We start from the raw sequence: 13,012 nt of genomic DNA, 5'->3' as shown, positions 1-13,012 counted from the left end.
CGTTTATCTATCCAAGTGAAACTTTGTATACAACACTACGAACATCTAAATCATTCAAATAAAGCAATACTTAGATTTTACCAACTAGATCAAGGCTTGGTTTTAGAGTGTCGCCACCTTGTTCCCAAGCTGCTGGGCAAACTTCGCCGTCGTTTTCACGAACGTATTGTGCTGCCTTTACTTTACGTAGCATGTCTTTTGCACTACGGCCAATACCGCCAGCATGAATTTCAGCAACCTGAATCAGACCATCTGGATCGATTAAGAAAGTACCGCGCTCTGCTAGACCAGCTTCTTCGATCATGACGTTAAAGCCACGAGTGATACGGCCAGTAGGATCACCGATCATTGGGTAAGTAACTTTACCAATAGCATCTGAAGAGTCATGCCATGCTTTGTGCGTGAAATGAGTATCGGTTGATACTGAGTAAACTTCAACGCCTAGACCTTTTAGCTCTTCGTAATGGTTTGCCATGTCTTCAAGTTCAGTTGGGCAAACAAAGGTAAAATCGGCTGGATAAAATAGGAAAATTGCCCAGCTGCCTTTTACATCTTCTGAAGTGATAGTTTTGAACTCACCGTTTACAAATGCATCTGCTGAAAATTCTGGGATTTCTTGATTGATAATAGACGCCATGATTGGCTCCTTTTTTAATTAAGTGTGATTAAGTTAAATGATGCTTATTTATTTGATTGTTTCTGTTAAGCCTTTAACTATCTGGGCTACCTGACAAACTATACGCGAATTCTACGGTTAATCCAGTTAAAAGTTTTTAATGTGATGTTTTGTTTTATTAAACTTGTTAAACTATTCTATCTACTTTTAATCATCAGTGTACTATCAGTAAATTGCTATCGTATACTGAATGAACAAGTATAAAAATTGCATTAAAAACCCATTAATAGAGAGGTTTTATGATTACCTTACGTCAGCTTGAATTTGCCTTAGCCGTTGCTAAACACCGTCACTTCAAACGCGCTGCTGAAGACTGTAATATTTCGCAGTCTGCATTGAGCTTGGGTATCGCAGAGCTAGAAAAACAGCTGGATACGCAGATTTTTGAGCGTAATAATAAGCAGGTGCTGATTACCCCTATCGGGCAGGATATCCTAACGCGGGCACAGCGGGTGTTTTCTGAAGTGAGCGATTTGACCACGCGCGCGCACAGTCATCAGACGCCGCTTGCTTACCCTATGACAGTAGGTATCATTCCAACGATTGCGCCTTACCTATTGCCTAAAGTGTTGCCTGCGCTGCGAGAGCATTATCCAGAATTTCGTATGACCATCGTTGAGCAACAAACCGAGCGCCTGCTCGAACAAGTGCGCTACGGTCATATTGATACTGCTATCATTGCACTACCTTATGCAGTAGATGGCCTACATAGCTTTGAGTTTTGGAACGAGGACTTCTTTGCAGTGTTTCCAAAAGACGATGTGCATGCCAAGCTTGAAACCATTAACTCCGATGAGCTAGCGACTGCCAATCTTATGCTGCTGGGTGAAGGACATTGCCTGACCGATCAGACCTTATCTGTCTGTCACTTTGATCGTGCAGAAATGAAATCAAGCTTTTCTGATGCCAGCTTAAACACGCTTATCCAAATGGCACTTGCCAATATGGGTACGACTTTGGTTCCAGAGATGGCGTTAGATCAGCTGCATCTAGAGAATCAAAATGCAGTCGCAGTACCACTGGCAGAAAAAGGACCTCATCGTCATATCGCCTTCGTCACGCGTCTAAATTATGCTCGTGTCGATGACGTAAACTTACTCGGAAAGGTGTTTAAAAAAGCGTTTGAAGATGCTGCAAGTAAACCCTAATCTTGGCAATCGTTTTGCCCTGCACTTATCTGCTATTAATAGCGATATCGAGCCAGCGAAAGTTAATGCGCTTTGGCAAGATATCGCTGTTCGTTATAACGAAACGCAGCGCGCTTATCATACCTTAAGCCACCTTCAGCAATTGTTTGAGCAGTTCGAACAGATTAAGCGTGAGCTTAGTGAGCCACATATTATCGCATTAGCATTGTACTACCATGATGTAATTTATGATCCAACGCGCGCGGATAATGAGCTAAAAAGTGCAGAGTATGCCGTCGGGGCGCTAGGCCATTATCTGAGCGCTGAACACTGCCAGCATATCTATGCGCTTATTATGATGACCGCCAGTCATCAGCTTAATGAGTTTACAGACCCTAACAAAAGCAGTGACGCTGCTTATTTGCTAGATATGGATTTGAGTATTTTGGGTGCGTCTTGGCCTGAGTATGAACAATATGCACAAGCCGTACGCCAAGAATACATGCATGTTCCGCTTGCAGATTATCGTATTGGGCGAACGGCTGTATTAAACGGACTCTTAGCGCATCCTAAACTTTATTTGACTGACTATTACTATGAGCAGTTAGAAGTACAAGCTCGGGATAATATTAAGCGCGAAGTTAATTTGCTACTTTGCTAAGAACTTAATAAACAATTCACTTCCCTGTCGTGCTGGATGCGAGTTATAGCTCGTCTCCATAATTTCAATGTTAAAGTGAGTCTCAAAACGTTGTTGATACTCATCTCTCGTGCCACCAAAGGGTGGTTCCTGACGTCCAAAGTCGACATTAAATAATAAGCCAACCAATTTTCCTTGAGGCTTTAGCAGCGTTGCCATTTGTTGCACATACTCATCACGGCGTGAGGGGTTTATTGCACAAAAAAACGTCTGCTCGAGTATCCAATCAAACTGATATTGCTCAGGGGATAAATCAAAAAAGTCCGCACAGATTAAATGCTCATCCGGAAAGTCAGGATAGCGCTCAGAAAAATCCTTAATTGGCGCAGGGGCAAAATCAACCAAAGTGACATTGGTAAAACCCTGCTCATGCAGATAGCCGACTTCGTAAGCATTACCTGCACCTGGTACTAAAATAGCTTGGTCTTTAGCCGATTCAGGTAGCTGGTCGATATAAGCTTTAAGCGGTGGCGATACCTGTCCCATATCCCATTGTATGCTTCCAGCCTCATAACGCTGCTGCCAAAATTCGGCTTGATTGACACTATCCATATAACCATCCTTGTATACTGTTTTTATTTTTTATAACAATACATTTAGTACCGTTATGAACTATCATATCAGTCTTATTACGATTATTTATATTATTTACGTGATACATTCAATCTAACTTCCCCGTCTTACCTGCCAGCATATTATGCCAATGCTGATAATCCGGCATTGCTGTTGCCACCGTTTGCCAAAACGCACGGCTATGATTGGCATGATGCAAATGACACAGCTCGTGAACGATGACGTATTCAGTGCACTCAACAGGATATGCTGGCAGATATACGGATAGCCAAATCCGTCGCGCTCGCGTGTTACAGCTGCCCCAACGCGTATGCATTTTTTTCAGGCGTATTTCATTAGCTTGCGCGCCGACAACTGGCTGCCATTTTTCAAACAGAGAAGGCATGACTTCAGAGAGCTGTTGCCGATAATAAGCAATTTTTTCATCATGACATAAGGTAAATGATTGTTCTACACCCCACAACAGAATAGGACTGTCGGCAGTTGAAGTATCTGGTGAAGAGGTTTGTTTACGCTTATATTGTTCCAAGACTTGCGCGTGATTAGCAATCGCCCAAGGTACCCGCTTAGCAACAGCTTGCTCAATTTGCGCCATGGTAATGAATGCTGGTGCTGAGACCATCAACGTATACGGCTTTAAGCGAAAATTGATATTTTTGACGCGTTTTTTAATGACATGTAGCTCAATGCCCGCCTGCGCAAGTTGTTCTCTAACAGTATGTAAACTGATGTCGTATCCCCCTTGCTTAGTCGTCATTAGAGTTGAGCCACTATAAAATAAATATAGTGCTACTAGAATAAATTTTTCGTAGCCTTTGTCCGCTAGCTACAGCAAGCAAGGAAAACTTATCTCAGCAGCATTTTATAATGGTTATTCTTTTTTATTTAGCAATCACCACAGTTACAGCGCTTGCAAATGATTGTCAAAAGACATCTTATGCACCTTACTGTCTTTAATAATACACTGAGTTTTCTCAATCTTATCCTGGTTAATTGACCCTGTCGCTGATGTATCATTCACCTCTAACGTCGTTAACTGACCTTGTCCATCACTAACGATAAAACCTGGCTTTTTATCAGTGAATAACACTGCTGCCCCTGCACAATCTGGCAAACCGACATCATCAATCAATTCTCGAGTGTTTAAATCATAAATCGCTGCACAGCCACCAATCGGTGTGGTCACGCATAGCAAATTACGCTCGCTATCGACCGCCACACTGGCGATATATTGATGAAAGCGTTGCCATTGATTATTGGGCATAATCAATGGCTTAAAGTCAGAATCAACGCGCTTATGCGTCAATACTAACGACACATTGATATGCTTATCACCTTGAAACTGAATGCCAATCATTACAGTTCCATCATTATGCATAGCTAAATGACGTACGCTCATTTGATTGTGCTCAGGGAAAATCTGCTCAAGCAATGAGCCATCATGACGATTAAGATACACTAATGACGGACGCATGGTATCTAGGTTTAGCTCTTCACGAGAAGCTTGCTCGGTCTTAATACCACCATTAGCAATCACCAACGTTTCACTATCAGGATGCATAATTAGCTCATGCGGCCCAATACCATGCGAGTCAAACTCTGCTACTTTTTTATAAGCATCATGAGCATCATAGATACCAATTTTACCGTCTAAACTTATGGTGTCATTCTCGGTCACATACAGCAATTTACTATCTAAGCTATAGCAAGCATGACCATAAAAATGGCGATGGTTTGAAGCTTTGATAGCAAACTTTACTTGCCCAGTCGCTGTATCTAGCACCCAAAACTTCTCGCTTGGACGCCGACCCATCACTACAACATCACGGTTATGGTAATTATCGCTAAGCTCATTTAGAACGTTAGAGATAGGCTGTACAACAATATCATGCACACGTTCAGGCATGGTGGTCTGCCAAACGACTTCCCTATTCGCATCGATACCAACCACACCGAAGTCATTTTCAGGATTACCCTCATCACTGTGATCGTCATTTGCCAATATAATACTTTTTGGCATAGACGCCACACCACTCACCCAGCAAACTGGGCGCGTTAGCATGGTCGTAGTATGAACGGCGCTAAAGTCAGTAGTGTTACTATCACTACCTTTATCTTCTATAGAGTTATGATACGACTGTTGCCACGCAGCAGCGGCTTGCTGACAGGCATAGCGAAATCGCGTTAACTGCGGCTTAGATGCTGAGGGCAAGTGAGAGCGAATACCAGTCGCATAATCTACCAAGCTTGCATCAGGCTGACGCTGCTTACGATAGCGATGATGGATACCGACAAGTGCGGCTGTACCCATTATAGTAGACAGTGCTGTTAATGCTGAGGTTGTCAACAGCTCATGGCCTAGTCGAGTATTGTGTCTATTGTTTTGATTATTAGACTGTTTGCGTGTTAGACCCTGTGACTCAGAAGAATCTTCAGTCACTAGCGCTACTGTCTTAGCTCTCATGATCTGCATAGTTTAATCGCCATCAGTGCTATTAAAGCCCACACGAAGACCAAGGGTTGGAATCAATTGGCGCTTAATAACACGAGTAATAGTAGTCAGATGCTCATGCAATTCTTGCTGTGTGGCTTTATCCGCAGTCGCTAAATCTTCTGGCATTTGTGCCAACAGCGTGGTGGCATCAGCAAGTGCGGTTGATAAACTATCAGCCACTTCGTTTTCGTTATTACTGCCAAGGATAGCGGTTAAAATTGGATCGGTCAGCGCTTGATTTAGTGTAGCCAATTTAGCATTGATGATAGCGCGGCTTTGCCCGGCTGTAGCGGCCGGCAGGTGACCTTTGGCCTTACCCGTTAGACCCAAAGGCTGGTCTATGGCATTAGACTTCATGGTCTCAACCAACGATAGTAGAGAATTAAACCATTGGTTCAAACCTCGATCGCTATCTGCTGTTTTATCAATCGCTAATAGTTCAGTGGCATTCTGCTGCCAGTTGTCTTCGATATTTTTTAGGCGTGTACTTAAGGCGCTACTTGCGCTTATCACATAAGCACATTGCCCAGCATCCAAGCTGTCATTAGCATATAACGCTTCTTCTAATCCTGGTACCCCTTGCACAATGGCGCTTTCATTAGCCAACTGCTCAGCAGTTAGTGTGGGATTGGCAGCGATAAGATCTGCAACGCCACCATGTACCAGTCCGCGCTCGTCAGGATAATAATTAATATATAAATTGCTCATACTGGCAGTTGCAGGGCCGAAATTGATCATTTCGGCATTCGCCCATGCTTGTGCTAACACGAGCCACTGATCGCGCAGCGCTTGTAGCTCATCACCACTTATTGGTGCTTGCTTGCAATGCTTTTGTGCCAAGTCATGCAATAGATTGCTCTGCTTAACAGCATCTGCATAAGCTGGGATAACAATATCATCAGCCACATGGGTCAGATAGGTTTTTTCAGTATCTGCGCTAATATCTATGGCGATAATTTTATCTGCACTTACGCTACTACTATCTGCCGCATTAGTAGTTGCGTCATTTTGCGCAACCTTTTGGCTATCAACCTCTGACGCTTTATTCTCGTCAGCAGGTTTGACGCAGCTGATAAGTAATCCAGCGCTTAAGGCAGAGAGCGCCATTGCTAAAGCATGGTTTATTTTCATAAGTTTCTCGGTATTTATATGAGTAATTATTTTAGTATTTTGACTGGTCACTTGCTAAGATAGCATCGCTTTTATAATGATTTTAAGAACGCATTCAATTCAGTACGCCCTTGTTTGTCTAACTTTAATACTTTTTGTTTCTGTGTTTCAGCTTCTCCGCCATGCCACAATACCGCCTCCATCAACGTACGCGCACGACCATCATGTAAAAATGTCGCTTGCGAATCAACAGTTTGTGCAAGACCAATACCCCACAATGCCGGCGTGCGCCATTCATAAGAGTTGGCTAAAAACTCAACTTGCGCGTCTTTCGGTGGCAATTTTCCCGCAATCGTCCGATCAGCAAGGTCATCACCCATGTCATGCAATAGTAAATCCGTATAAGGATAAATCACTTGCCCATGCTGCTCAAGATGGTCGTCATCGGTTTTTGGCAACTGATATCTTGGCGTGTGGCAACTTTGACAGCCCATATCATAAAAACGTTTTTTGCCCGCCAGTACCAGTTTATCGTCGGCATTGCGGCGATGCGGTACCGCTAAATTACGCGTATAAAATTCGACAAACTTAGTCACATCATCGTTGACTTCGACAGGTGGCTTGTCATTACCTTGCTCATCAGCGCCGGTAGTAGCGCTCAAGCAAGCCGTTTGCGTCGGCATACAGGATTCATGAGGACGGATATTTGAGGTCAAACCCATGTCTTCATTAAAAGCACTTTGGTTTTGGGTAATAAGCTTGGTTTGACCTGCTTTCCAGCCAAAACGACCTAAGGCCGTTTTTCCTGTTTGCGGATCCATTACCCAGTTAAATTTACCGCTAATATCGTCATTATTTTTGTCATCGCTATCTGCTTGTTTCTTAATATCTTCATCTGGAATTTGTTCAAGTAAACCAAGCCCAATCATGGGTAAAGCCACTCGCGGTGATACCATCAGCTCATCATCAAATGCACCATAACCAGGTTTGGTTAAGTTAAAAGTTGGCGCGCGCAATGTTTCGACATGACCATCGGCAAAGGTGACTGGCTTATCTGTCCACTGTACCGCAATTCTTGCTTCGGCAGGTACGCCTTGAATACCGCGATCTTGCAGCTGACCACCATACATAGGATGCACGACTTTTTCGATAAGCGAGTTCTGCAATTGCTTCCGCTGCTCATCCGTTGTCGCTGGCATCGCAAGGCGAATCAGCAAGCTGTCGGCATCATCATCGCTACTCATAGGAGCGTGACCACGGCCATCTTTTATATGACAGGATTGACAAGCAGCGACGTTAAACAATGCTCCTAGACCATCACGGCTATCGGTACTCGCAGGGGCGACCACCCACGGCTGGCGAAAGAAGGCATTACCGATAAAGAAGTTGCCTTTACGTGAGGCAGATACGTTTGAGGAAGGCTTAGAGTAACTCTCGCTACTGGTAATACTAATACCAGTGTCGCCCCCTTGCTTAATCTCTTGTGGATCAAATGTGGCCAGCTGCTGCATTGGTACGCCAGCGAGCGCCTCAATGGTTTGCGCACGTTCAGGCGCTAAAGCTTGGGGCTTTCCATTATCAGCTACATTGTCTGTTGGTTGACAAGCACTGATAGCCATTGCACCCATAATGGTTAATGCAATTTTAAACGATGTACCTTGCAAGCTTGAAGAAATGAAAGGGAAAGCAGAGGATTTGGTATGAATGGAGCTCATAGGAGTTGCCTTAGTTCTAAATTAGAACCATTAAAATGGCTGGCTATAACAGTATTTATTTCTTATCAATATAGCGGTATAAAAATATATCGACGCTATAACTTGGCGCATTGGCCTATTTTATTAAACGTAAAAATACGTTGCTAACTGTCGCTAACAACGCATGTATTATATATAACTTAGACTTCTACAAATATATCTCTCATCAGCTTGTAGTGACTTATCAGACATTATTGATAGCATTAAATGGTTCTACCTAAACAGAAACCAGCTTAGAACTGAGAACCTGCGTCCGCATCTAGATTATCAATACCGACGGCTTTTGCAGCGTTTTCGATACCAGCAGTCAGCTCTTGTAAGCTAGTAATGCTATTTTCAATCCAACTACGGCGGACATTTTGTTCTTCAGCCGAGATACCTTGGCTGCTAACTTGACCCGCTGTAGCAATCATTTGGTCAACCTTAATACCTTCTTTTTCGCCTTTTTCAACGATGACATTGAAAGCATCTTCTACTTTTTTAAAGTCAACAGCCAGCTTATCAGCCGCATCTGTATGACCATTATCGACGAGGTACTGCTTGATGCCGTAGCCTCCAACGTTCTTACCAGCAACCGTTTGGTAGCTACCATTGAATACATTTTGAATACCGCGTGCATTGTTAGCATAGCTAAGATGTGTCAAGTCACTAAAACACTCGTGCTCATCTTCGGTAGAGCCAGTGACAAAGGCTACCTGTATACGCTCAGAGGCCAACTCTCCTAATGCTAAACTACCCATTTGGTACATTATCTGACGCAGACCGTTGTCGTTTTTGCGCGCTATCAGATCGCTACGTAAAGTGTTTTCGCTATCAGGCTGCCATTCGGCTTCCATCGCGGCTAAATCATCGATCAATAACTGAGTAGCGGCTTTTAGAAACTCACCACGACGCTCGCAAATACCAGCATCTTTGTTTACCGTATCGCCGCTGGTACACTGCCCTGCCTCAGTGACATAATCCGTTACTGGACGATTACCTGCTCCTGCGCTTACACCATTAGTATCTTGCCCCCATAACATAAACTCAATCGCATGATAGCCAGTGGTCACATTGGCTTCACTACCACCAATCTCATTCATTTCTGCTAATAACTTGGGAGTAATCGTACTGGTATCTTGCTTTAGACTACCGACCGTAATGCTGTCGCTATTGATGATATTATCTTGGCTGTTGTACTCGCCCTCGTAACTGTCACTGACATAATCAATCAGCGCCTCATCAAGGGGCCATGCATTGACCTGCCCTTCCCAGCTATCTGTACTACCAATTGCACGCTTATCATTTGCAGACACAAAACCTTCATCAAAACGGAAAATCTCAGTTTGCGAATATGGCTGACGTGCGGCTTTATAGGCCGCTTTTGCAGCATCAAGGTTGGCTTGCGTAGGTGTTGCCACATACGTTTCTACCGCAGTTTGCAACATTTTAGCTGTATCTAGCGAATCTTTGTAGGCAGCATGAGCCATGTTTGCATAGCTGCTAATTAACCTATCAATGTGAGCTTGCTCTGCAGCTGATAGTTTTACATTACTACTCGATTCTGTGCTCTGTACTTCTGTTTGCGTACCAGTCTCTGCGTCTTCATTGGTTTGCTTAGTACAACCCGACACCATTAATAACCCTGCAAGTGCAGCAGCTAAAGTAGTTGGTAAAATCTTACGGCTCGTCACTGTGGTAATCGTCATACACATCCTCAAAAGATATCGCAAAAGAAAAAGAAGTCATCAATTTTGATTAATTAGCATCAAGCATTTTGACCATATTACAGCAAAGACAACTTACGTCAGACCATCATTCTTAGTCGTAGATGATAAGATGTTCCATATTGCAATAATAGAAAACACTGATGGATTATAAAGTTATTGATAATCATTATCAATATTTAATTTAGATTAATATCACCTTTTTAGCGATGTTTATTTGCCGTAAAATAGAATTCTTCATAGCACTTTCTGAGTTACTTAATCTAACCTTTGTCATATGAATCTTTTCGATTACTAGCTCTTAATTTTTACTCTAAATTTAGCCAATAAAAAAGCCAGCGTAGGGCTGGCTTTTTTATCGTAATATTCTTAAAACATAGACTAAGTAGTAATCTAGTTCTTAGTTTACGCTCTGTGGTGAATTGATAGTTAGCTCAACACGGCGGTTTTGCTGACGACCATAATCAGTGTTGTTATCAGCTACTGGACGTGATTCGCCATAAGCAACAACGTTGATACGGTTAGAAGCAACACCGCGAGCAGTCAGATAGTTAGCAACTGAGTAAGCGCGGTCACGGGATAGACGCATGTTATAAGCATCTGCACCTCTGCTGTCAGTATGACCTGCAATATTTACTGTCGTCTTATTATACTGATTCATCGTTGATGCAAGTTTATCAAGCGTTGGCTTGAAAGATGAGCTTAATGTTGCATCATCAAACGAGAAAGTAATGCTACCTGGCATAACTAGGTCAATATTACCAGTTGTTGGGTTTTGCTCAACCGTTACGCCCGTACCAGCCATTTGTTGCTCAAGCTGCTTAGCTTGACGCTCCATATAATAACCAACACCAGCACCTAAAGCTGCGCCAATAGCCGCATCACGACCAGTCTTATCGCCACCAGTTGCTTTAGAGATAACTGCACCACCAGCTGCGCCAGCTAACGTGCCAATAGCAGTTTTGTTCAAGCGTTGTTGCCCAGTGTTTGGATCAGTAGTACAACCGCTAAGTGCTAGACCTGATGCTACTGCTGCGATCATTAATTTATTACGCATAATATTTCCTCTTAAGTTAAATTTATTAATTGTACTCTTTTATATTCTAGAGTTTTTCCGTCTAAAATCATGCCATTAATATGATTAATATGCTACATGTTAAAAAGTTTTTTACAGTTAATGATTATAACGCTTTTTAGAAGAATCAGAAGCAATTATATATGACAGTAATATACCTTCACAAGATACCAAACATTAAACAGCTTATTAGGTGTTGTTCACACTCGTCATCATTATCCCAATCTTGACTTCACTGTGTGTAATATTTTGTCACATCTATGTATAGAAAGTGAATGAAACCTTGCCGCTATTATCATAGCTATGAACTTAACTACACGGAAATTTTTTTGAAACTCATTAATATTGTATATTTTTTCGTCTATGATGCGTATTAAACATCCAACTAAAGCTCGATTTTAGACAATAGTTTTTTGAATAATGGCTTTGAGAAGTATTTATAGCATTTGCTACCATGAGTCACGTTAACACTCGTACACTGGTAATGCTTTCTGCTAAAATCGTGCAAGCTTAGTATTATAGATTTATTATCTCATATAAATTTTTGTGACTTACGTTGCTACATTCGTTGCTGCATTTTTATGAGCCATTAATATATGAACCACTAATATTTAGTTTAAGGAGTTGGAACATGACCATCACACCAGCTCTTAGGTTGATAGAACACATTAGCAATTATTAAAATAAAATGATAAATAGAAAAGGACTTATCATGCGACTCACTTCTACCATTCAAAAACTGCATGAGCGGGCACCTAGACTGGGCAAAGCCATCTCTCTCGCAACGGCTACAGGCGTTATTACTGGCAATAGTATTGCCGCTGGTATACCGATATGGTTCATGGGTACCGCCAAGGCAATTACTGGCTTGAAAATTGCTGATGATAGCGTAATTAAAGTTACCAATTATTGGATTAATAGTAATAACGCCTTGATTGATAATATTTTACCAAATAAAGATTGGCGGATTAACCTACCTGATGACGTGCATCCAGATGGTAAATACTTGCTGATTAGCAATCATCAATCATGGGTTGACACCAGTATCGTACAATATGTGAGTGAAAAACGCTTACCATTAACGCGGTTTTTTACCAAGTTTGAGCTGATCTATATTCCTGTGATTGGACAAGCATTTTACTTTTTAGACTTTCCGATGATGCGCCGGCACTCAAAAGAAGCAGTTGCAAAAAATCCAGCTCTGCAAGGTAAGGATATCGAAGAGGCTAAACGTGCTTGTTCCCTATTAAAAAACAAACCCTTTACCCTACTTAACTATCTAGAGGGTACGCGCTTTACCAAGGCCAAACAGGCTAAGCAGCAATCGCCCTATACTCATCTACTTAAGCCACGTGCAGGCGGTCTAGCACTTGCTATTAATGCTTTAGGTGAAGATATCGATGGCATCTTAGACATGACCATCGTTTACCCTGACGGTATACCAACCTATGGCGATTTATGGAAAGGTAATATCAAACGTTTGGGCGTCGATGTACGTTATATTGAGATGTCTGATACATTATTTACGGCTATTCGAAATGGTGGTTATGAAGAAGATGAATCAGTTAAGGCGGAGATGTTTGATTGGATTGGAGAAGCATGGCAACAGAAAGACAAACTCATCGATGAGATGCTAGCCGAGTTTGACACGAAGCTTGAATCTCAGAGCGTTTAATACTTGATTGAACGAATCCTATATCTTATTAGCTTTTATTGATAACGATCTGCTAATTAACTATTAACATGAGTCATTGTGAACTACTAATAACGTAAATTGCTTACAATGACTCATGAATT

At 42.1% G+C, this 13,012-nt stretch carries 11 protein-coding genes; 3 read left to right on the top strand and 8 right to left on the bottom strand.

All coding sequences use genetic code 11. The annotated features are described in order from the left end of the window. Positions 1-70: 70 nt before the first annotated feature. Positions 71-637, bottom strand: a complete 567-nt coding sequence (gene ahpC / locus ACTQ9S_RS03480) for an alkyl hydroperoxide reductase subunit C (protein ID WP_068037706.1) — start codon at positions 635-637, stop codon at positions 71-73. A 278-nt stretch (positions 638-915) separates the two neighbouring features. Between ahpC and ACTQ9S_RS03475 the strand changes: the two genes are divergently transcribed. Together ACTQ9S_RS03475 and ACTQ9S_RS03470 are read left to right on the top strand one after the other, a co-directional pair. Continuing rightward, complete coding sequence (locus ACTQ9S_RS03475) at positions 916-1,824, top strand: hydrogen peroxide-inducible genes activator (protein WP_068037708.1); 909 nt, start codon at positions 916-918, stop codon at positions 1,822-1,824. Next, entirely contained in the window at positions 1,805-2,464 is a 660-nt protein-coding gene (locus ACTQ9S_RS03470) for an HD domain-containing protein (RefSeq protein ID WP_068037710.1), read from the top strand. Before ACTQ9S_RS03475 ends, ACTQ9S_RS03470 begins: the two co-directional genes overlap by 20 nt. Here ACTQ9S_RS03470 and ACTQ9S_RS03465 read toward each other — a convergent pair. The 7 genes from ACTQ9S_RS03465 to ACTQ9S_RS03435 all read right to left on the bottom strand — a co-directional run bounded on the left by ACTQ9S_RS03465 (position 2,453) and on the right by ACTQ9S_RS03435 (position 11,197). After that, positions 2,453-3,055 (bottom strand): methyltransferase domain-containing protein, encoded by a 603-nt coding sequence (locus tag ACTQ9S_RS03465; protein WP_068037712.1) that lies wholly within the window; start codon positions 3,053-3,055, stop codon positions 2,453-2,455. The genes ACTQ9S_RS03470 and ACTQ9S_RS03465 overlap by 12 nt on opposite strands. 109 nt (positions 3,056-3,164) lie before the next feature. Next, positions 3,165-3,833, bottom strand: a complete 669-nt coding sequence (locus ACTQ9S_RS03460; protein WP_440453773.1) for a M48 family metallopeptidase — start codon at positions 3,831-3,833, stop codon at positions 3,165-3,167. A 144-nt stretch (positions 3,834-3,977) separates the two neighbouring features. Further along, a complete protein-coding gene (locus tag ACTQ9S_RS03455; protein WP_440453771.1) occupies positions 3,978-5,549 on the bottom strand; it encodes a DUF1513 domain-containing protein in 1,572 nt (523 codons plus the stop codon). A 3-nt stretch (positions 5,550-5,552) separates the two neighbouring features. After that, on the bottom strand, positions 5,553-6,701 hold the full coding sequence (locus ACTQ9S_RS03450) for an imelysin family protein (RefSeq protein WP_440453770.1): 1,149 nt from the start codon (positions 6,699-6,701) through the stop codon (positions 5,553-5,555). A 71-nt stretch (positions 6,702-6,772) separates the two neighbouring features. Then, positions 6,773-8,395 carry a di-heme oxidoreductase family protein gene (locus ACTQ9S_RS03445; protein WP_440453768.1) on the bottom strand — a complete coding sequence of 541 codons (1,623 nt, stop codon included), beginning with the start codon at positions 8,393-8,395 and terminating at the stop codon, positions 6,773-6,775. 272 nt (positions 8,396-8,667) lie between these two features. Next, on the bottom strand, positions 8,668-10,122 hold the full coding sequence (locus ACTQ9S_RS03440; protein WP_350656041.1) for an imelysin family protein: 1,455 nt from the start codon (positions 10,120-10,122) through the stop codon (positions 8,668-8,670). A gap of 418 nt (positions 10,123-10,540) precedes the next feature. After that, positions 10,541-11,197, bottom strand: coding sequence for an OmpA family protein (locus ACTQ9S_RS03435; RefSeq protein ID WP_068037728.1), 657 nt, complete (start codon positions 11,195-11,197; stop codon positions 10,541-10,543). A 730-nt stretch (positions 11,198-11,927) separates the two neighbouring features. Between ACTQ9S_RS03435 and ACTQ9S_RS03430 the strand changes: the two genes are divergently transcribed. Beyond that, positions 11,928-12,890, top strand: a complete 963-nt coding sequence (locus ACTQ9S_RS03430; protein ID WP_440453766.1) for an acyltransferase — start codon at positions 11,928-11,930, stop codon at positions 12,888-12,890. The last annotated feature ends 122 nt before the right edge of the window (positions 12,891-13,012 follow it).

The sequence above is a fragment of the Psychrobacter sp. ASPA161_9 genome (genome assembly GCF_051970275.1).
Classification (GTDB): domain Bacteria; phylum Pseudomonadota; class Gammaproteobacteria; order Pseudomonadales; family Moraxellaceae; genus Psychrobacter.
Note: the sequence above shows the minus strand (reverse complement) of the source record. Positions and strands in the feature narration are given on the sequence as shown.

Bases quoted from the DNA above. Each gene is read 5' to 3' on its own strand.
- ACTQ9S_RS03465 (WP_068037712.1), bottom strand. From the start codon at position 3,055: ATGGATAGTGTCAATCAAGCCGAATTTTGGCAGCAGCGTTATGAGGCT.
- ACTQ9S_RS03455 (WP_440453771.1), bottom strand. From the start codon at position 5,549: ATGCAGATCATGAGAGCTAAGACAGTAGCGCTAGTGACTGAAGATTCT.
- ACTQ9S_RS03450 (WP_440453770.1), bottom strand. From the start codon at position 6,701: ATGAAAATAAACCATGCTTTAGCAATGGCGCTCTCTGCCTTAAGCGCT.
- ACTQ9S_RS03430 (WP_440453766.1), top strand. From the start codon at position 11,928: ATGCGACTCACTTCTACCATTCAAAAACTGCATGAGCGGGCACCTAGA.
- ACTQ9S_RS03470 (WP_068037710.1), top strand. From the start codon at position 1,805: ATGCTGCAAGTAAACCCTAATCTTGGCAATCGTTTTGCCCTGCACTTA.
- ahpC (WP_068037706.1), bottom strand. From the start codon at position 637: ATGGCGTCTATTATCAATCAAGAAATCCCAGAATTTTCAGCAGATGCA.
- ACTQ9S_RS03445 (WP_440453768.1), bottom strand. From the start codon at position 8,395: ATGAGCTCCATTCATACCAAATCCTCTGCTTTCCCTTTCATTTCTTCA.
- ACTQ9S_RS03435 (WP_068037728.1), bottom strand. From the start codon at position 11,197: ATGCGTAATAAATTAATGATCGCAGCAGTAGCATCAGGTCTAGCACTT.
- ACTQ9S_RS03475 (WP_068037708.1), top strand. From the start codon at position 916: ATGATTACCTTACGTCAGCTTGAATTTGCCTTAGCCGTTGCTAAACAC.
- ACTQ9S_RS03440 (WP_350656041.1), bottom strand. From the start codon at position 10,122: ATGACGATTACCACAGTGACGAGCCGTAAGATTTTACCAACTACTTTA.
- ACTQ9S_RS03460 (WP_440453773.1), bottom strand. From the start codon at position 3,833: ATGACGACTAAGCAAGGGGGATACGACATCAGTTTACATACTGTTAGA.